This is a genomic window from Streptomyces sp. SID5469 (genome assembly GCF_009862865.1).
In the GTDB taxonomy this organism is placed as follows: domain Bacteria; phylum Actinomycetota; class Actinomycetes; order Streptomycetales; family Streptomycetaceae; genus Streptomyces; species Streptomyces avermitilis.
This window is the reverse complement of sequence record NZ_WWIN01000001.1, coordinates 5114435-5132201: the sequence shown is the minus strand read 5'-3', so window position 1 is coordinate 5132201 and position 17767 is coordinate 5114435. Positions and strand designations below refer to the sequence as shown.

Here is a 17767-nt window from a genome sequence, read left to right as displayed (position 1 = left end):
CGGGTCAAGCCGAATCGTCGGGGGTAGGCCATCTTGCGTGATGCAGATCACACAGTGGGCCGGATTGTCGCTCGCATGGTGGTGCACCGAGAGGTCCTAGCCCCTCGGGGCTGGTGGCGTCAGACCTCTTGTGAGCGCAAGGAAAAGACGGCGGCAACGTAAAAGATTAACCCTCTGCGCACCCAGGGCCGGAGGCGTCCAGAGCCGCGATTACGGCCGCAGTATCGCCGTCGTACACGAGGTGCGGTTCGTCTGCCTGAGGGGGGATGAACCGGGTGCGGTACCGCTGGAGGTCGCTCTCCGAGAAGTAGATCGAGTTGGGATCTTTCGCGTGGAACTCGTTGCGCTTGCTGATCCTCGCCCACAGCTCGTCATGGCTGGCTGCGAGGTAGACCAGCACAGGAGTGGCACCGGCGTCGAGGGCGATGTCTCGCCATCTCGCCAGCTGTCCGCGAGCTGGAGCAGCAACGCGACGCCAAGAGCATCCGAAAGGCGGGGCGTCCCTGGACGGTCAAGACGTGGCTGACGCACTGGGTCGAGAACATTGCCCCGCTCGCAGTCAACGAGAACACCATGGTCGGGTACGGCGTCGCCGTGCGGAAGCACCTGATCCCCGCCCTCGGTGCTCACCGGCTGGACAAACTCAAGCCCGAGTACATCGAGGCTTTCTACGGGCGCATGGTCGCCGACGGCCGGAAGGCGGGGACGATCCACCAGATTCACCGCACCTTCCGCACCGCGCTGAACGAAGCGGTACGGCGCGGCCACCTTGCCCGGAACCCCGTCCAACTCGCCAAGTCCCCGCGCGTCAGCGAAGAGGAGATCGAGCCCTACACCGTCGAAGAAGTACAGCGGCTCTTGCGGGCGGCCGACTACCGCAGGAACTCCGCCCGGTGGGCCGTCGCCCTCGCCCTCGGACTCCGGCAGGGTGAGGCGCTCGGACTCAAGTGGGCGGACGTCGACCTTGACCGGGGCGTGCTCATGGTCCGGCGGAGCCGCCGCCGACCGCGCTACGCCCACGGGTGCGGGGACACCTGCGGGAGGAAAGCCGGGTACTGCTCGCAGCGTCAGCGGACCAACCCGGAGACGGCTGACACGAAGTCTCGCGCCGGTCGGCGGGCCGTGGGCTTGCCCTCACAGCTCGTAGACCTGCTGCGGACGCACCAGGCCAAGCAGCAGGCCGAACGAGCGGCGGCCGGCGCCGACTGGACGGACGAAGGATGGCTCTTCGCGACGCCGACCGGGCGCGGCACATCACCCCGGACGGATTACGACGACTGGAAGGAGTTGCTTGACGATGCGAAGGTCCGAGACGGCCGACTGCACGACGCCCGTCACACCGCCGCCACAGTCCTGCTGATCCTCGGAGTCTCGGAGCGGGCCGTCATGGGGCTCATGGGCTGGTCCACCACGGCCATGGCTGCGCGGTACCAGCACATGGTGGACTCAGTTCGCAGCGATGTTGCTCGTCAGCTTGACGGGCTCATCTGGGAGTAGCCGTTTGCCGCAGGGGGCGGTGACGGTCACTGCCCCCTGCTACTGCACAGCCTTGCCGCCCAAGAGCCCGACCATGGCGCCGAAGCCCAGATTTGCGAGGGTCGAGCAGGTGTCCATAGCGGACTTGGCAGCCTCAGTCGGTTTCTCTACGAAGATTCCGATGTAAAGACTGGCAAGGAGTGTGAGCACTGTGATCACGGTCACGCAGATGAAGACCAGCTTGAAGTGCGCGGTTACCGTCGTGACCCCTGGGGCGGCGGCAACCGCTTCTGGCGCTGTCTCAGGTGCCAGAGCTGGGGTGGCAACGTCGGTGCGGGTGTTCGCGAGGCTCTCACTCACCTGACCCACCCCCTGCTCCACCCGGTGTTCCCTGGGTGCTCGAGGACTGCACAGTGGAGACACCACCCGTGAAGGTGCTGATGTTGTAGATGGTGTTTTGACTAGAGGGTGTGTCGTCTGGGGGTACTTCTGGCGTCTCGTCTGAAGGGCCGCTGTTGTCCTGGCGTACGCGTTCGTTCGCCAGGCCTGCCACGCGTACGTACTCGTCAATGGCCGCTGCGACTTCCTTGAGGCTGGGGCCGCTTACTTCAATCCGTTTGCCGTCAACCTCGACGAACATGGATGTTTTCCTCGGGCGGCGGAAGATCGAAGCCAAAAGGTCCCGAACGATGCCGCTTGCTGCCGCAGCAACGATCACCGCTGCCCAGCCAATGAGCAGTGAGATCACTCCAGCATCCATGCTCCGCCCCCCTCAGGCGCCTCGGCGCCTGCATCGGTTCACTCACTGAGAGTGTGCTCCCCGAAAGCTCGATGCACGCCGTTTATAGAGATCTGCCTGCACCCAGCGTCTCGATTGAGACGGGAACTGAGACGGAAGCCGAAGAGGCGCACGGTTCGATGAACCGTGCGCCTCTCCTACCTGCGGTAGCGGAGGGATTTGAACCCTCGGTGACTTGCGCCACACTCGCTTTCGAGGCGAGCTCCTTCGGCCGCTCGGACACGCTACCGAGGGAGACCCTACCCCAAGGGGGGCCGTGGTCTGAAATCCGTATCGGGGGGCCCGGGGTCCGGGTCAGCGTTCGCGGAAGAACTCCGTGAGGAGGCCGGCGCACTCGTCGGCGAGTACGCCCTCGATCACCTCGGGCCGGTGGTTGAGGCGTCGGTCGCGTACGACGTCCCAGAGGGAACCGGCCGCGCCGGCCTTCTCGTCGCGGGCGCCGTAGACGACCCGGTCCACCCGGGACTGTACGAGCGCGCCCGCGCACATCGTGCAGGGCTCCAGCGTCACCACGAGGGTGCAGCCGGACAGCCGCCACCGGCCGAGCCGTTCGGCGGCCCGCCGGACGGCCAGTACCTCCGCGTGCGCCGTCGGATCGCCGGTCGCCTCGCGTTCGTTGTGCCCGCGGGCGATCACCGAACCGTCCGGGGCCAGCACCACGGCCCCGACGGGGACGTCCGCGCTCTCGGCGGCGCGTACGGCCTCCGTCAGGGCGAGCCGCATCGCGGCCCGCCAGGGGTCACGTACCGGATCGGGCCGCTCGGCCGTCCGGGCCGTCTCCTCCGCGTTGCTCACCGGAATTCCAGAGCCTCTCCGGCAGGGCGTCATGCCGCGGCCGCGGGGTCCGGCACGCGCGTCCGCCGTGCTGTCCCGTCCGGGCGCAGCCGGGACCGGGAGCGGGGGAGGCCGAGGGGACATGGCCCTCGCCTCCACCGCCCGGCGGCCGCCCGCGCCGAACCCCGCTCACCCGCGCCAACAGGACGCCGTTGTTCGTACTCCGACGTGTTTCTTTGCCGGAGGTGTTCTTCTCCGACGTGTTCCTTCTCGGGCGTGTTCGTTCTTCGGCGTGTTCGTTCTTCGGCTTGTTTCTTCTCGGACGTGTTGCTTCTCCGAGCGAGGACACGCCCTAGCGGACGGTCTCCAGGACCTCCGCGGCTCCCAGGGCCTCGGCGATCGAGCTGAGAGCGTCGTCGGCGTCGAGAGCGCGCAGCTCCTTCTCGCCGACGCCCAGGTCGTCGAGGATCTGGCTGTCGCCGACGGGGCTGTGCGACACCGCGGCCTCGCCGGTCGCGCCGTCGTCATCGTCGTCGTCGGCGGTGTCCGTGTCGCTGTCGGGTTCACCGTCCTCGGTGCCGTCGAGGTCGAGGGAGTCCAGGTCGGCGACGTCGTCGTCGCCGGGCTCCCGTCCTAGCAGTTCGTCCGTGAGCAGGATCTCGCCGTACGAGCTGCGGGCAGCCGCGGCGGCGTCCGAGACGTAGATACGAGGGTCCTCCTCGCCATCCACGCGGAGGACCCCGAACCACGCGTCCTCCTGCTCGATGAGCAGGAGCACCGTGTCCTCGTCCGAGGCTTCACGGGCCAGGTCGGTCAGATCCGACAGGGTTTCCACATCGTCGAGCTCTGTGTCGCTCGCTTCCCACCCGTCTTCGGTGCGCGCGAGCAGTGCGGCGAAGTACACCGTGACTCTCCCACTGGTCATAGGTGTGCCGGTTGGGGGTCCCCCCGGCGGAGGTTTGTGGACGGGGAGTGCTGCTCCGAGCCCCGCCCACTCGGAATCGTGGCAGAAAGAGAGCGTTCAGGGGACGTCTTCGGCCTGCTGTGTCTGGCTGTTTTGATCGCTCGGTCGCCGTCGGGGGCGCGCCCCCACGGTTCGCTTGCTCTCGGGCCCACCAGCGCACTCGTAGCCGCCACGGGTGGATCGTACGCGGCCGGGGACGCCGCATATGCATGCGGCCACACCACGGCGTGGGCGCGATCACCCTGTGGAGCAGGCCTCATTGCGCCGCTGCGGGTCCTTTGCGGTGGGCGCGCGCCGGGCGCGGCTACCAGCGGAAGGTGCGCATGCGCATGGCGCGGCGAAGGCGGGCGGCCTTGGCGCGGCGGGGCTGGACGCGCTCGCGCAGCTCCCGGGCCTCCGTGAGTTCCCGCAGGAACTGGGCCCGGCGCCGCCTGCGCTCTGCCTCGGTCTCCCGCTGTTCCGTCGAGTTGCCGTTCCGCTCCGGCATAGGCACACCACCCCAGGTACGTCCCTCCCACTTTCCCCCTGATGGCCGGTTTGATGCCCTCGTGGATCGAAAGGGGCGGGTGTGGATCCCCTCGAGCAAGGTGGCTGTGGGTGACGGGCGGGCGGCCTCAGCAGGGGGCCTTGCCCGGCGGGCCGGTGGTGGGCCCGGGGAGCCCGGTTACTGTTAGGGCATGCGTCTCCACGTCGTCGACCACCCCCTGGTCGCCCACAAGCTCACCACTCTCCGCGACCAGCGCACCGACTCCCCGACCTTCCGTCGGCTCGCCGACGAGCTGGTCACCCTGCTCGCCTACGAGGCCACCCGGGACGTGCGCACCGAGCAGGTCGACATCGTGACCCCGGTCGCCCCGACCACGGGCGTCAGGCTGTCCCACCCGCGCCCGCTGGTCGTGCCGATCCTGCGCGCCGGTCTCGGCATGCTCGACGGCATGGTCCGGCTGCTGCCGACCGCCGAGGTGGGCTTCCTGGGCATGGTGCGCGACGAGGAGACGCTCCAGGCGTCCACGTACGCGACCCGGATGCCGGACGACCTTTCCGGGCGTCAGGTGTACGTCCTGGACCCGATGCTGGCCACCGGCGGCACCCTCGTGGCGGCGATCCAGGAGCTGATCAAGCGCGGTGCGGACGATGTGACCGCCGTGGTGCTGCTCGCCGCCCCGGAGGGCGTCGAGATCATGGAGCGCGACCTGGCGGGCACGCCGGTCACGGTCGTGACGGCCTCGGTCGACGAGCGCCTCAACGAGCACGGCTACATCGTCCCCGGCCTGGGAGACGCGGGGGACCGGATGTACGGGGCTGCCGAGTAGGAGCACCAGCGGGACGCCGTAGGGGGCTGCCGCGCGGTTCCGCGTACGGGATCGCCGAGCGGTTTCTGGCGTACGGGACTGCTGAGCGGTTTCTGGCGTACGGGACTGCTGAGCGGTTCGGACGCACCGGCACTGCTGAGCAGCCCCGTTGACCGGCACTGCTGAGCAGCCCCGTTGACCGGCACTGCTGAGCAGCCCCGGTGCGCGTGGCTGCTAGCAGTTCTTCTTCGTGGCGGTGGACGTCGGCGCGGGACCGGTCAGCTCGGCCAGGGCCTTGTCGGCGTCCGCCTTGCTCGTCAGCGCCTTGAAGCCGGTGCCGATGATCAGGTCGACGGCCGTGCCCTTGCGGCCCGCGTCCGTGCGGCGCTCGGCGTCGGCGAGCTGCGTGCCGAGGACCGGCAGCGAGGTGTCGAGGGAGGCCTCGGGGCCGAACAGTATGCCGACGCCCTTGACCTTCTTGTCGTACTCACTCGTCGCGTTGCCCACGTCGCCGATGCGGAAGCCGCGCTTCTTCAGCTCGTCCGCGGTCTTCTTGGCGAGCCCGCTGCGGGGCGTGGCGTTGAAGACGTTGACGGTGATCTTCCCCGGCTCGGGAAGTGCCTTCGCCGCGGCTGTGGTCGGGGTGGCGGAGGGGCTCGCCCCGGTCGCGCAGTGCGCCTTGGAGCTCGCGGCGGTCGCCCGGTCGCCGCCGCCCGTGAAGACGTCGATGAGCTGCAGGGTGCCCCAGCCGATCAGGCCCAGCGCGGCCGCGGACGCGATGACCGCGAACACGAGCCTGCGGCGCCCTCGGGGGCGGCGCATCCGCGGGTATTTGTCCCCCGTGATCCGGTACTCGCCGCCCATGCCAGGGGGAGTCAGCATGCTCATGGGCGCAGCGTAGTGTGCCCGCGCTGCGATTCCTACTAAATGATCATTGCCCGGTGCCCAGTCCAACCCGAAAGGGGCAACGCGCGGGCGCTCCCGGCCGGTCTCGGGCCGGGCCGCGGGTGTCAGTCCAGTTCGAGCACGCGTGCGTGCAGTACCTGGCGCTGCTGGAGTGCCGCGCGGACGGCGCGGTGCAGCCCGTCCTCCAGGTACAGGTCGCCCTGCCACTTCACGACGTGCGCGAAGAGGTCGCCGTAGAACGTGGAGTCCTCGGCGAGCAGCGTTTCCAGGTCGAGTTGGCCCTTGGTCGTCACGAGCTGATCGAGGCGGACCGGGCGCGGCGCGACGTCCGCCCACTGCCGGGTGCTTTCCCGGCCGTGGTCGGGGTACGGCCGGCCGTTTCCGATGCGCTTGAAGATCACACGGAAAGCCTACCGGTCAAGACCTTCCGGGCGCAGCCAGCACGACGGAGTGCGACGCTGGAAATGACGCAGCAAAGCGGTGCAAATCGGGAACAGGGGCCTGAGATGAGTGACAGGGAGACCGTGCCGCAGGCCGAGACCCCCGAGGTGGCCGGGAGTGCTCCCGCACTTCCCCAGGAGGCCCTGAAGATCGCTTCGGGGTACGCCTTCGCCGGTCCCGCCCTCGATCTGGGCGCCCTCCTGTGGGACGGCCGGTGCCTGCCGGACGCGCAGATCCGCATCCCGCTGCCCATGCTCAACCGGCACGGGCTGGTCGCGGGCGCCACCGGCACCGGCAAGACCAAGACGCTCCAACTGATCGCCGAGCAGCTGTCGGCGCAGGGCGTGCCGGTGTTCCTCGCGGATGTGAAGGGCGACGTCTCCGGCATCTCGGCGCCCGGCCGGGAGAACGACCGGGTGCACGGCCGGGCCGCCGAGGTCCACCAGGAGTGGGCGCCGGCCGGCTTTCCCAGCGAGTTCTACGCCCTGGGCGGCATGGGCCACGGCATCCCCGTACGCGCCACGATCACCAGCTTCGGACCGGTCCTGCTGTCCAAGGTGCTCCAGCTCAACCAGACCCAGGAGCAGTCGCTCGGCCTTATCTTCCACTACGCGGACCAGAAGGGTCTGGAGCTGGTGGACCTGAAGGACCTGCGGGCCGTGGTCGCCTTCCTGACCTCGGACGAGGGCAAGCAGGAGCTGAAAGCCCTCGGCGGGATCTCCACGGCCACGGCCGGGGTGATCCTGCGTTCCTTCACGGCGTTCGAGGCGCAGGGGATGAGCCCGTTCTTCGGGGAACCCGAGTTCGACACGAGTGAGCTGCTGCGCACGGCGTCCGACGGCCGGGGCACGGTCTCGGTCCTGGAACTCCCGGCCGTGCAGGACAAGCCGCAGCTCTTCTCGACCTTCCTGATGTGGCTGCTCGCGGACCTCTTCCACGATCTCCCCGAGGTCGGTGACGCGGATCAGCCGAAGCTCGTCTTCTTCTTCGACGAGGCGCATCTGCTCTTCAACGACGCGTCGAAGGCGTTCCTCGACTCCATCACGCAGACCGTCCGGCTGATTCGCTCGAAAGGGGTCGGCGTCTTCTTCGTCACGCAGACCCCGAAGGACGTACCGGCGGACGTCCTGGCCCAGCTCGGGAACCGTGTCCAGCATGCGTTGCGCGCTTTCACGCCCGACGACCAGAAGGCGCTGAAGTCGACGGTGAAGACGTTCCCGAACTCGGCGTACGACCTGGAGGAGGTCCTGACGGGCCTGGGCACCGGCGAGGCGGTGGTCACCGTACTGAGCGAGAAGGGCGCGCCGACGCCGGTGGCGGTGACCCGGCTGCGGGCCCCGGAGTCGCTGATGGGGCCGGTCGACGCGGCCGTACTGGACCAGGCGGTGAAGTCGTCGCCCCTGTACGGGCGGTACGCGCGGGCGGTCGACCGGGAATCGGCGTACGAGAAGCTGACGGCGCGGGAGGCGGAGGCGGCCGGCCGCCGGGAGGAGGAGCCCGCGGCCCGGGGGCGCACCGCGGCTCCCGCCGAGGAGCCCTCGGTCGTCGAACAGGTGGTCGGCAGCGGGGTCTTCAAGTCCCTGGCCCGCTCCCTGGGCACTCAGCTCGGCCGGGAGATCACCCGCTCGATCTTCGGTACCGCGAAGCGGAGACGGTAGGGCGCGCGACGATGATGCGCGGGCGGCCGTCCCCTCGGGACGGCCGCCGTCTCGTTACTCGCGTTCCTGTCCGTGCGGAGCCGTCCGCTGCGGCTTCTTCGCCGACTGCTTCGGCTGGGCCTTGGGCTTCGGCGTACTGCGTACGGCCTCCGCGCGCAGAAGCGCGTGCAGGACCGCGTACGGGTCGCTGTGCATGGCTGTGTCCTCGCGTCGCTGATGGGGTGACCTGACCGGTTCGGGAACCGGTCCTGTCAGCAGCGCAGGACCACCGTGCGCAGGGCGTGCAGCACGGGGGAGTGCGGCGGCCGTACGGCGAAGGGAAGGGGAGCCGACGGCTGCGGGCATCCGACGGCGCGGGGCGCAGGCCGCAGCGGGGCGGTCCGGGGATGGCCGGGCCGCGCCGGTGGGCGCAGCGCTGTGCCGAGTACGTCGTGCTCCGCGCCGTACGACTCGGTGGACACCGCGGCGGCCGGCCCTGCCAGGGCCTCGGTGTGCGCCCCCGCGACCAGCAGGGCGAGCAGCAGCATGAGCAGCACCCGCAGCCGGGGACGCCGGCGCGGCGAGTGCGCGGGGCGCCGGTCGGGGCTCATGGGACGTGATCTCCCCGCCGGACCGGGGTGGTTCACCGGGCGGGCCGGGAGATCCCTCGTCTTGGCGTATGGGCGGGGCACGGAGTTGACGCCGTCACAGTGCGGGCGGCAGCTGCTTGGTGATCCGGCGGATGCGGAGCGCCGTGACGATCTCGGTGACGCCCACCGCGATGAGCCAGCAGCCGCCGACGAGTGCGAGGACGCCGACCGAGGTGAACGGGGACACGATCAGCACGATCCCCGCCAGGAAGCTGACGATGCCCAGGACGATCTGCCAGCCGCGGGCCGGCGCCTCGGGGTCGGACGCGGCGGCCAGGGTCAGGGTGACTCCGCGGAACAGCCAGCCGATGCCGATCCACAGCGCGAGCAGCAGGATCGACTGCATCGCCCCGCGGAGGCAGAACAGCCCCAGCAGGATCGACAGGGTGCCGCTGATGAACGCCATGACCCGCAGGGAGGTCGCGACGTGCGTCCCGAAGGCGGAGGCCAGTTGGAGCACCCCACTGAAGAGGAGGTAGAGCCCGAAGAGCACGCCCGCCACGACCAGCGTCGTCTCCGGCCAGGCCAGCACCATGACGCCCAGGACGAGCGCCGCGATCCCGGCGACCAGGAGGGAGTGCCAGGCGGTGCGGGACAGTACGTGGAGGGGGCCCTCGACGGCATCGCGGCCGGAGCGGTCGGCCAGCGGATCACGGGCGGCCGCGTGCACGCGCCGGTCGTCGTACTGGGGACCCCTGGGAGAGCCGTTCGGTGCCTCGGTCATGCCCCATGCTGTGAACGCGCCCGCCGTCCCTGCCACCGGGGTGAGCCGACCGGCTGACCTGCCGGCTACTTCCCCGTCTTCGGGGACTTCGCGGCCTTCTCCGCCTTGGCCGCCGCCTTCAGTTCCTGCTTGTGCGCCCGCACCTTGGCCAGCGACTCGGGCCCGGTGATGTCGGCGACCGAGCGGAACGCCTTCGGCTCGCCGTACGGTCCCGCCGCCTCCCGCCATCCCGGGGGCCGCACGCCGAACTGCTTGCCCAGCAGGGCCAGGAAGATCTGTGCCTTCTGAGCCCCGAAGCCGGGCAGTTCCTTCAGCCGCCGCAGCAGTTCCGCGCCGCTCTCCACGCCCTCCCACACCGCGCTCGCGTCACCGCCGTAGTGCTCCACCAGGTACTGGCACAGCTGCTGGATCCGCTTGGCCATGGACCCGGGGTAGCGGTGCACGGCCGGTTTCCTGGACAGGAGTTCCGCGAAGGCCTCGGGGTCGTACGCCGCGATCTCGTGCGCGTCGAGATCGTCCGTGCCCATCCGCTGGGCGATGGTGTACGGCCCGGCGAAGGCCCACTCCATCGGCACCTGCTGGTCCAGCAGCATCCCGATCATCACGGCCAGCGGGCTGCGCCCCAGCAGTTCGTCGGCCTCGGGCTGCTGGGCGAGATGGAGCGTGACGCTCTTGGGGTGCTTGGGGTCCATGGACCGATGATCGCGCCTACCGGCTCGGGCCGCGCGCCGTCCCCGGTGCGCTCGCCCGCCGCTTCGGGGAGTGCGCGCGGCCCGAGCCGGTTCCCCGCGGTCGTACGCCGTCGGGTCCGTGGCCGTTGTGCTGCCCCTGTTCCCCTCGTTTCCCACCCCTCGCGTACGATTTCGCCGCAATCGAAGTTAGGTTAGCCTAACCTGAAAGAATTGGGGACGGTTCGTGACCATCGAGATCTACCGCGACGCCTGGGGCATCCCGCATCTGCGGGCCGGCGGCGCACGCGAACTCGCCCGCGCCCAGGGCCGGGTCACGGCCGTCGACCGGGCGTGGCAGCTGGAGGTCGAGCGGCATCGCGCGCGGGGCACCTCGGCGTCCTTCCTCGGTACGGAGGCCGCGGCCTGGGACGTGTTCGCGAGACGGTCCCGCCTCGACGACACGGCCAGACGCTGCTTCGCCGCCCTGGAGCGGACGGACCCGGAGACGGCGGACTGGGTCCGGGCGTACGTGGACGGTGTCAACGAGGGTCTGGCCGAAGGGGCCCGCCGCGCACCGGAGTTCGCGGCCACCGGTCTGGTCCCCGGCCGTTGGGAGCCCTGGACTCCGCTGGGCGTCTGGCTCGGTACGCACATCCTGTTCGCCGGCTTCCCCGCCAAGCTGTGGCGCGAGGAGGTCGTACGGCGGCTGGGTGACGAGGCGGTCGGTCTGTTCGCCACCGACGGGCCGGGCACCGCCGGCAGCAACGGCTGGCTGGTGAGCGGCGAACGGACGGTCACCGGGCAGCCGGTCATCGCGGGCGACCCGCACCGCTTCATCGAGGACCCCGGCGTCTACCAGCAGATCCGCCTCTCCTGCCCCGAGTTCGACGTCGTCGGCCTCGCCGTCCCGGGCGTTCCCGGCATCGCCCACTTCGCCCACACGGGCAAGGTCGCCTGGGCCATCACCAACGCGATGGCGGACTACCAGGACCTGTACCGCGAGCGGCTGCGGCGCACCCCGGACGGGAACGGGAACGGGAACGGAATCGGAGACGGGACCGGGACCGGGGACGGAGCCGGGGGCGGGGCGGGCGTCGAGGCCCTGGACCCGGACGGCACGTGGCGGCCCGCGGCGCGGCACACGGAGACGGTCGAGGTGGCCGGGGGCGACCCGGTCGAGGTGGAGGTGATCGAGACCGCCCGCGGGCCCGTCGTCATCGGCGGCGTCACCGGAAGCGGCGACGATCCGATCAGCCTCCGCTACCCGCCCCGCGTCACCGAGGACCTAGGCTTCAGCGCCCTCCTCCCCCTCCTGCGCGCCCGCGAGGTCGCCGATGTGGACCGGGCGTTCGACCTCTGGGCCGAGCCGGTGAACGTCGTCCAGGCGGCGGACACCGAGGGCGGTCTGCTGCACCGCGTCGCCGGAAACGTGCCCTTGCGCGGCCGGGACAACCGCACGCGGCTCGTCCCCGCCTGGGAGCCCGGTCACGAGTGGCACGGCTGGCACGAGATGCCGCGCGGGACGGTCGAGGACGGCCTCGCCGTGATGGCGAACCAGCGCGGCCCGGCGACCCCCCTCGGCGTCGAGTTCGCCCCGCCCCACCGCGCGGCCCGCATCCGCGAACTGCTGGAGGAGCGGCCCACCTGGTCGGCCCCGGACATGGCGGCCATCCACATGGACACCCATCTCGCCTCCGCGGGAGCCCTGTTGGACCACCTGGCCGCCCTCGACGGCCTGACCCCGCAGGCGTCCGCCCTGCGCGACCGCCTCCTGAGCTGGGACCGCCGGATGACGGCCGCCAGCACGGAGGCGGCCCAGTACGCGGAGCTGCGCGGCGCGGTCGTACGGCGCCTGGCCGCGCACCCCGCCTTCACCGCGCTGACCGACCCGCCCGCCTACCCGGAGGTCTTCCGCCCCTGGCTCGCCCTCCTCCCCCGCGTCGGCTTCGCCCTCGAAAACCTGCTGAAGGCGGACGAGCTGTACGGCATCGACCGCGCCGCCGTCGTCCGGGAGGCCGTCGCGGAGGTGGCCGCGGAGACGGCCGGGAAGGCGGCCGCGGAGACGGTCAAGGCGGCGGGAGCGTCCGGCACCTGGGGCGACACCCACCGCCTGGCCCCCTGGCGCGCGCTCCCCACCGCCGCGTACGCCGCGCCGGCCTCGCCCGCCTCGTACGCGTACGACGAACCCGGTCTGTCGGGCGACCACGACTGCGTGCTGTGCACCTCCGCGGTCCCGGGGCTGACCGACCTCAGTGCGCGCGGCCCCGCCGCCCGCTACGTCTGGGACCTCGCACGGCGCGAGGACAGCCGCTGGGTGGTCCCGTTCGGCGCCTCGGGTGTCCCCGGCTCACCGCACCACCGCGACCAGCTCCCCTTGTGGCTCAAGGGGGACCTCGCCCCGGTCGTCACCGACTGGGAGCACCTCACGAAGGAGAACTCCGATGACCGCTGAGCCGTACGCCCCCGCCCGCCGGGCCGTCCACGAACAGGTGGTCGAAGGCTTCGGCACCGTCCGCATCCTGCCCCTCGACCCGCCCGCCGACGTGGACGTGGTCCACGGCTGGGTGAGCGAGGAGCGCGCCGCCTTCTGGGGCATGAACGGGCTGACGAAGGAGCAGGTCCTGGAGGTGTACGCCCATCTGGACACGCTCGACACCCACCACGCCTTCCTCGCGGTCAAGGACGGCGAACCGGTCGCCCTCTTCCAGACGTACGAGCCGGAGGCCGACCGGGTCAGCGAGTGCTACCAGGTCGAACCCGGCGACATCGGCGTACATCTGCTGCTCGCCCCGGCCGGATCCGGCGGCGGCCGTCCCGGCTGGTCGGCCGCGCTGCTGACCGCGTTCACCTCGTTCGTCCTGGTCGGCCTGGACCGGCGGCGGATCGTGGTCGACCCCGACGAACGCAACACGAAGGCGATCGCCCGCTTCGTACGGCAGGGCTTCGTGCCCGGCCCGCGGGTGGTCCTGCCCGAGATCGACCTGCCGGACGTGTACCTGCCCGAGAAGCGTGCCCAGTTGGCCTTCCTCACCCGGGAGGCGGCGTTCGGAAAGTAGCCTCTGCCGGGTGACCCCAGAAGACCTCGTCGCCCACTACCGCCTGGAGCCGATCCCCCGCGAGGGCGGCCGTTTCCGGCGCACCTGGGCGGGGCCCGAACGCGCCGACGGACGCCCCGAAGGCACCGCGATCATGGCCCTGCTCACCGCGGAGCCGGACGACTTCTCCGCCCTGCACCGCCTCCCGGCCGACGAGGTCTGGCACTTCTACCTCGGCGACCCGCTGGAACTGCTCCTGCTCGCGCCCGACGGCAGCGCGCGCACGCCGGTGCTGGGACCGGACGTCCTGGACGGGCAGGACCTCCAGTACGTCGTGCCCGCCGGTACGTGGATGGGGGCGCGGGTCGTCGCGGGCGGGGCGTGGTCGCTCTTCGGCTGCACGATGGCGCCCGGATTCACGTACGGCGGCTACGAGCACGGGGACGCGGGGGAGTTGAGCGTGCGGTATCCCGCCGAGGCGGCTCGCATCGCCGGGCTGTGCCGGCCGTGAGCGGCCTGCTGGCGGGGCAGGTGGCCCTGGTGACCGGGGCCGCGGGCGGCATCGGACGGGGGATCGCGCTGCGGTTCGCGCAGGAGGGCGCCGCGGTGGCGGTGCACCACCGCACGCGCTCCGCCGACGACGTGGTCGCGCTCGTACGGGAGTCCGGCGGCGCGGCGATCGCGCTGCGGGCGGACCTGACCGACGAGGCCGAGTGCCGTCGCCTGGTGCGTGCGGCGGCCGAGTGGGGCGGCGGCCGGCTGACGGCGCTGGTCAACAACGCGGGCGTACAGCCGACGCAGGCCCTGCCCGGCATGACGGCGGCTCAGTGGCGGGCGGTGCTCGACACCAACCTGTCGAGCGTCTTCGCGTGCACTCAGGCGGCGGCGGAGGTCATGCGCGCGAACGGGGACGGAGACGGGGTTGGGGACGGGGCTGGGGGCCGGGGACGGGATCGTGGGGCGTGCCGGGACCGGGGGCAGCATCACGCACATCGCCTCCATCGAGGCCCGTCACCCCGCCCCGCTGCACGCCCACTACTCCGCGTCCAAGGCGGCCGTCGTGATGCACGCCCGTTCGGCGGCGCTGGAGTACGGGCCGTACGGCGTCCGCGTCAACACCGTCTCGCCCGGCCTCATCGACCGCGAGGGTCTGGCGGAGGCCTGGCCGGAGGGGGTGCGGCGGTGGCAGCAGGCGGTGCCCACCGGACGGTTGGGGCGCCCGGAGGACATCGGCGACGCCTGTGTGTTCCTCGCCTCACCGCTCGCGTCCTGGATCACCGGCCACGATCTCGTGGTCGACGGCGGGGTGTCGGCGCGACCGACCTGGTGAGGCGGTTCGAGCCGACCCGCCGACAGGGTTCGAGCCGACCCGCCGACAGGGTTCGAGCCGACCCGATGACGGGGTCCGGGCCGACCGGGTGAGATGGTCTGAGCCGACCTGGGGAGGCGGTCTGAGCGGAACGCCCGCCGCGTCCGTACCTAACCGGAACCCCGGAACCCCGGAAGCTCGAATACGGAGACGTGACGTGGGCGGACAACGAGACGGAGGACGCGTCGGCCGAGCCGCGACGCTGCTGGGCACCGTGGTGCTCCTCATCCTCTTCGGCAGCGCCGGGAGCGCCTTCGCGCACGCGGCGCTGAAGGGCGCCGACCCGGTGGACGGCACCGTGCTGAAGAAGGCGCCGGCCGCGATCACCCTCACCTTCACCGAGTCCGTCGGCCTGCTCGACGACTCCTTCCGCGTCCTCGACCCCGAGAACCGGCGCGTGCACATCGGGGAGCCGCAGCACGCGGGCGGCCGTTCCGAGACCGCGCGCGTCACCCTCCCCGACGACATGGGCACCGGCACGTTCACGGTGGGCTGGCGGGTGGTGTCGGCGGACAGCCACCCCGTTTCCGGCGCTCTCACCTTCTCCATCGGCAAGCCCTCCGCGACCACGGCGGTCATACCGACCCAGGCCGCCGGTGACACCGCCTCCGCCACGCTCTACGACATCGCCCGCTACTTCGCGTACGGCGGTCTGGCCCTGCTGCTCGGCACGATGGTGTTCTCCCTGGTCACCGGGGTCGAGGCGGCACGGGGTCTGCTTCTGACGGGCTGGTGGACGCTGCTCGCGTCGACCATCGCGCTGCTGCTGCTGCGCGGCCCGTACGAACGCGGCGGCGGTCCGGCGGCGGCCTTCGACCCGTCGGTCCTCGCTGAGACGGCGACGAGCAGGCCGGGTGTGACGCTGCTGGTCCGGCTGGTGCTGCTCGCGGGGGCGGCGTTCTTCCCCGTACGGGCCGGGGGCCGGTGGTGGAAGGCGGGCGGCGGCCTCCTGACCCTGGCGCTCGCGGGCACGTGGGCGGCGGCCGAGCACGCCTCCGCCGGGGTCCAGGTGCCCGTGGCGATGGTCTCCGCGGTTCTGCACCTGCTGGCGATGGCGGCGTGGCTCGGCGGTCTGGCCGCCCTGCTCACGGCCCTGTACCGGGCCCCGGAAGAACTCCCGGCCAGTGCCGTCACCCGCTTCTCCCGCCTGGCGCTCACCGCCGTCACCGTCCTGGTGGCCACCGGCGTCTACCAGTCCTGGCGGGGCCTGGGCTCCCTGGACGCCCTCGCCACCACGTCGTACGGCAGGCTCCTGGTGGCCAAGCTGGTCGCGGTACTGCTGCTGCTGGCCGCGGCGACGTACTCGCGCCGCTGGACGGCACGCCTGGCGGCACCCGTGGAGCGGCGGGCGGACGTGCGGGAACGGGTCCTGGAGCCGGTGGGGGCCGCGGCGGACGCCGAGGTCTCCGGCACCGACACGAGCGCCGGCACCGGCACGGACACGAGCGCCGGCACCGGCACCGGAACGGGCTCCGACAGCGGCGCCGAGACCGGGACGGGCACCGAGACCGGCTCCGACACCGCAACCGAAACCGGTCCGCAGTCGGGGCCGCTCCCGCCCACCGCTGGCGGTGACCCAGGGGCGTACCGGCGTGGATTGCGGCGCTCGGTGCTCGCGGAGGCGATCGTCGCGATCGTGGTGCTGGTGATCACGACGCTGCTGACGGGAACGCAGCCGGGCCGGGCGGCCACGGAGGCGGCGGCTTCGGCGGCGGAGGCGGCGCGGCCCATGGCCTCGACGACGGTGATCCCCTTCGACGTGGGCACACCGGGCGGCCACGGCAAGATACAGATCGAACTGACGCCCGGCCGGGTGGGCGAGAACTCGGTGCAGGCGGTGATCTTCGGCCCCGACGGCGGTTTGGCGACGGTCCCCGAACTGCGCCTCACCTTCACCCTGGAGAAGCAGGACATCGGCCCCCTCGACGCGAAACTCGCGGACCGCGGGGGTTATTGGACCTCGGACACCCTCAACCTCCCCCTGCCGGGCACCTGGACGATGAAGGCCACGGTCCGCACGACGGACATCGACCAGATCACGGTGTCGCGGACGGTGCGGATCGAGTAGACGCGGCGCCCTGCCGGTCGGGCCGGCGCCCTGCCGGTCGGGGCGGCGCCCTGCCGGTCGGGGCATTCGGTGCCTGCTCCGGACCCCGCGGGCCTCGGCTTTCGGCCGGACCGGGCAAGACCGCTCAGCGGCGCGCGAGTTGACGTTCGCCGTTCGGGCCCGGCTGGTAGGGCATGTCGTAGTGCTGGAAGATCGATTCCTCCTGCTCGGCGGGCAGAATGTCGTCCGTGCCGATCGAAGGGGCCTTCTTCACCAGGCTCTTGGCGTAGGAGACCTTGAGATAACCCGGTCCGAGGACTGCCTTGTCGAGGGGGACGAAGACGAGGCGTTGGCGGGTGGGCAGCCCGGTCCGGACGGTGGCCACGGCCGGTTCGTCCGTGGTGGTGTCCACGTAGATCGCTTCAAGTACACCGATCTTGCGCCCTTTCGGGTCCACGACATCGTGGTCGCGCCACTCACGGATATCGGCTGCCTGAATCATGCGCTCTCCCCTCCGAACGGGGTGCCAGTCGGTACGAACTGTCCCACGGAACAGCGCGACCGGGCCTCTGGAACGGTGACTGAGGAGCCGGTGGCTGAGGCAACGACTCCGGCGCGGACACGCCGGAGTCGCCCTTCCGGGCGGTTGCACGTGAGAGTGAACCAACCCGGAATCAATAGTACTGCGGTCGATGCGGCTCGGATATGTTCCCGGCCGACCGCGATCGGGCGATTTTCCGGCGGAAGTCGAGGTCAGGCGACGGCGGCTTTCGGCCCCTCTGCGCTGTCTGATGCGCTGGTACAGGGTGGGCGGACAGCGGCATCCGACCCATTAAGCATTTCTATGAATTTCCCGATCCATTCGTCGAATTGGGCGATGCCGCTGGAATGAATCGCGGCCCCGTATTTCTTCCTCAGTAATATGTCAGTGACAGGATCTGGCGATTCTGAGCGACCGGGAACCGCCGAGATAATTCCCTCA

The 17767-nt window shown here is 71.1% G+C and carries 18 protein-coding genes, 1 tRNA gene and 2 pseudogenes; 8 read left to right on the top strand and 13 right to left on the bottom strand.

The window, feature by feature from the left end; genetic code table 11:
* Positions 1-435: 435 nt before the first annotated feature.
* Positions 436-1497: pseudogene (locus GTY58_RS21885) on the top strand (site-specific integrase); the annotation flags it as partial.
* Between the two features lie 39 nt (positions 1498-1536).
* Here GTY58_RS21885 and GTY58_RS21880 read toward each other — a convergent pair.
* The 6 genes from GTY58_RS21880 to GTY58_RS21855 all read right to left on the bottom strand — a co-directional run bounded on the left by GTY58_RS21880 (position 1537) and on the right by GTY58_RS21855 (position 4500).
* Positions 1537-1836, bottom strand: coding sequence for a hypothetical protein (locus GTY58_RS21880; RefSeq protein ID WP_137865203.1), 300 nt, complete (start codon positions 1834-1836; stop codon positions 1537-1539).
* Entirely contained in the window at positions 1829-2236 is a 408-nt protein-coding gene (locus GTY58_RS21875; protein WP_137865204.1) for a hypothetical protein, read from the bottom strand. Before GTY58_RS21875 ends, GTY58_RS21880 begins: the two co-directional genes overlap by 8 nt.
* Before the next feature lie 183 nt (positions 2237-2419).
* Positions 2420-2504, bottom strand: a tRNA-Ser gene (locus GTY58_RS21870).
* Positions 2505-2569: 65 nt separating this feature from the next.
* Positions 2570-2998, bottom strand: a complete 429-nt coding sequence (gene tadA, locus GTY58_RS21865) for a tRNA adenosine(34) deaminase TadA (protein ID WP_010985607.1) — start codon at positions 2996-2998, stop codon at positions 2570-2572.
* A 403-nt stretch (positions 2999-3401) separates the two neighbouring features.
* Positions 3402-3953 carry a hypothetical protein gene (locus GTY58_RS21860; protein WP_010985606.1) on the bottom strand — a complete coding sequence of 184 codons (552 nt, stop codon included), beginning with the start codon at positions 3951-3953 and terminating at the stop codon, positions 3402-3404.
* A gap of 364 nt (positions 3954-4317) precedes the next feature.
* Positions 4318-4500: a hypothetical protein gene (locus tag GTY58_RS21855; RefSeq protein WP_037647647.1), complete on the bottom strand. Its 183-nt coding sequence runs from the start codon at positions 4498-4500 to the stop codon at positions 4318-4320.
* 190 nt (positions 4501-4690) lie between these two features.
* On the opposite strand from GTY58_RS21855, the gene upp reads away from it, so the two are divergent.
* On the top strand, positions 4691-5326 hold the full coding sequence (upp, locus tag GTY58_RS21850) for a uracil phosphoribosyltransferase (protein WP_010985605.1): 636 nt from the start codon (positions 4691-4693) through the stop codon (positions 5324-5326).
* 213 nt (positions 5327-5539) lie between these two features.
* On the opposite strand, the gene GTY58_RS21845 is transcribed toward upp, so the two are convergent.
* Positions 5540-6193 carry a LytR C-terminal domain-containing protein gene (locus GTY58_RS21845; RefSeq protein ID WP_237528854.1) on the bottom strand — a complete coding sequence of 218 codons (654 nt, stop codon included), beginning with the start codon at positions 6191-6193 and terminating at the stop codon, positions 5540-5542.
* Between the two features lie 122 nt (positions 6194-6315).
* Positions 6316-6612: a type II toxin-antitoxin system VapB family antitoxin gene (locus GTY58_RS21840; protein ID WP_003999914.1), complete on the bottom strand. Its 297-nt coding sequence runs from the start codon at positions 6610-6612 to the stop codon at positions 6316-6318.
* 105 nt (positions 6613-6717) lie between these two features.
* On the opposite strand from GTY58_RS21840, the gene GTY58_RS21835 reads away from it, so the two are divergent.
* Positions 6718-8310: a helicase HerA-like domain-containing protein gene (locus GTY58_RS21835; RefSeq protein WP_037647645.1), complete on the top strand. Its 1593-nt coding sequence runs from the start codon at positions 6718-6720 to the stop codon at positions 8308-8310.
* A 54-nt stretch (positions 8311-8364) separates the two neighbouring features.
* Here the strand turns inward: GTY58_RS21835 and GTY58_RS21830 are convergent, their stop codons facing one another.
* From GTY58_RS21830 to GTY58_RS21815, 4 genes are all read right to left on the bottom strand, one after another.
* Positions 8365-8505, bottom strand: a complete 141-nt coding sequence (locus GTY58_RS21830; protein WP_154696729.1) for a hypothetical protein — start codon at positions 8503-8505, stop codon at positions 8365-8367.
* 56 nt (positions 8506-8561) lie between these two features.
* Positions 8562-8900 carry a hypothetical protein gene (locus GTY58_RS21825; protein WP_042493383.1) on the bottom strand — a complete coding sequence of 113 codons (339 nt, stop codon included), beginning with the start codon at positions 8898-8900 and terminating at the stop codon, positions 8562-8564.
* A 94-nt stretch (positions 8901-8994) separates the two neighbouring features.
* Positions 8995-9663 (bottom strand): HdeD family acid-resistance protein, encoded by a 669-nt coding sequence (locus GTY58_RS21820; protein WP_010985601.1) that lies wholly within the window; start codon positions 9661-9663, stop codon positions 8995-8997.
* Between the two features lie 65 nt (positions 9664-9728).
* The gene (locus tag GTY58_RS21815; protein WP_010985600.1) at positions 9729-10355 is read right to left on the bottom strand and encodes an HhH-GPD-type base excision DNA repair protein; all 627 of its coding nucleotides are present in this window, start codon (positions 10353-10355) and stop codon (positions 9729-9731) included.
* 223 nt (positions 10356-10578) lie between these two features.
* Here GTY58_RS21815 and GTY58_RS21810 point away from each other — a divergent pair, with 223 nt between their 5' ends.
* The 5 genes and pseudogenes from GTY58_RS21810 to GTY58_RS21790 all read left to right on the top strand — a co-directional run bounded on the left by GTY58_RS21810 (position 10579) and on the right by GTY58_RS21790 (position 16806).
* The gene (locus GTY58_RS21810) at positions 10579-12786 is read left to right on the top strand and encodes a penicillin acylase family protein (RefSeq protein ID WP_010985599.1); all 2208 of its coding nucleotides are present in this window, start codon (positions 10579-10581) and stop codon (positions 12784-12786) included.
* A complete protein-coding gene (locus GTY58_RS21805) occupies positions 12776-13390 on the top strand; it encodes a GNAT family N-acetyltransferase (protein ID WP_010985598.1) in 615 nt (204 codons plus the stop codon). The genes GTY58_RS21810 and GTY58_RS21805 overlap by 11 nt, the downstream gene beginning before the upstream one ends.
* 10 nt (positions 13391-13400) lie before the next feature.
* Entirely contained in the window at positions 13401-13880 is a 480-nt protein-coding gene (locus tag GTY58_RS21800) for a cupin domain-containing protein (RefSeq protein ID WP_010985597.1), read from the top strand.
* Positions 13868-14699, top strand: a pseudogene (locus tag GTY58_RS21795) (SDR family NAD(P)-dependent oxidoreductase). Before GTY58_RS21800 ends, GTY58_RS21795 begins: the two are co-directional and overlap by 13 nt.
* Positions 14700-14895: 196 nt before the next feature.
* Complete coding sequence (locus GTY58_RS21790) at positions 14896-16806, top strand: copper resistance protein CopC (protein ID WP_242432198.1); 1911 nt, start codon at positions 14896-14898, stop codon at positions 16804-16806.
* Positions 16807-16930: 124 nt separating this feature from the next.
* On the opposite strand, the gene GTY58_RS21785 is transcribed toward GTY58_RS21790, so the two are convergent.
* Positions 16931-17287 carry a PRC-barrel domain-containing protein gene (locus GTY58_RS21785; protein WP_010985593.1) on the bottom strand — a complete coding sequence of 119 codons (357 nt, stop codon included), beginning with the start codon at positions 17285-17287 and terminating at the stop codon, positions 16931-16933.
* Between the last annotated feature and the right edge of the window lie 480 nt (positions 17288-17767).

Excerpts from the sequence above, each read along its gene's own strand:
- GTY58_RS21875 (WP_137865204.1), bottom strand. The coding sequence starts at position 2,236 with ATGGATGCTGGAGTGATCTCACTGCTCATTGGCTGGGCAGCGGTGATC.
- tadA (WP_010985607.1), bottom strand. The coding sequence starts at position 2,998 with ATGCGGCTCGCCCTGACGGAGGCCGTACGCGCCGCCGAGAGCGCGGAC.
- GTY58_RS21855 (WP_037647647.1), bottom strand. The coding sequence starts at position 4,500 with ATGCCGGAGCGGAACGGCAACTCGACGGAACAGCGGGAGACCGAGGCA.
- upp (WP_010985605.1), top strand. The coding sequence starts at position 4,691 with ATGCGTCTCCACGTCGTCGACCACCCCCTGGTCGCCCACAAGCTCACC.
- GTY58_RS21845 (WP_237528854.1), bottom strand. The coding sequence starts at position 6,193 with ATGAGCATGCTGACTCCCCCTGGCATGGGCGGCGAGTACCGGATCACG.
- GTY58_RS21835 (WP_037647645.1), top strand. The coding sequence starts at position 6,718 with ATGAGTGACAGGGAGACCGTGCCGCAGGCCGAGACCCCCGAGGTGGCC.
- GTY58_RS21830 (WP_154696729.1), bottom strand. The coding sequence starts at position 8,505 with ATGCACAGCGACCCGTACGCGGTCCTGCACGCGCTTCTGCGCGCGGAG.
- GTY58_RS21825 (WP_042493383.1), bottom strand. The coding sequence starts at position 8,900 with ATGAGCCCCGACCGGCGCCCCGCGCACTCGCCGCGCCGGCGTCCCCGG.
- GTY58_RS21820 (WP_010985601.1), bottom strand. The coding sequence starts at position 9,663 with ATGACCGAGGCACCGAACGGCTCTCCCAGGGGTCCCCAGTACGACGAC.
- GTY58_RS21815 (WP_010985600.1), bottom strand. The coding sequence starts at position 10,355 with ATGGACCCCAAGCACCCCAAGAGCGTCACGCTCCATCTCGCCCAGCAG.
- GTY58_RS21805 (WP_010985598.1), top strand. The coding sequence starts at position 12,776 with ATGACCGCTGAGCCGTACGCCCCCGCCCGCCGGGCCGTCCACGAACAG.
- GTY58_RS21785 (WP_010985593.1), bottom strand. The coding sequence starts at position 17,287 with ATGATTCAGGCAGCCGATATCCGTGAGTGGCGCGACCACGATGTCGTG.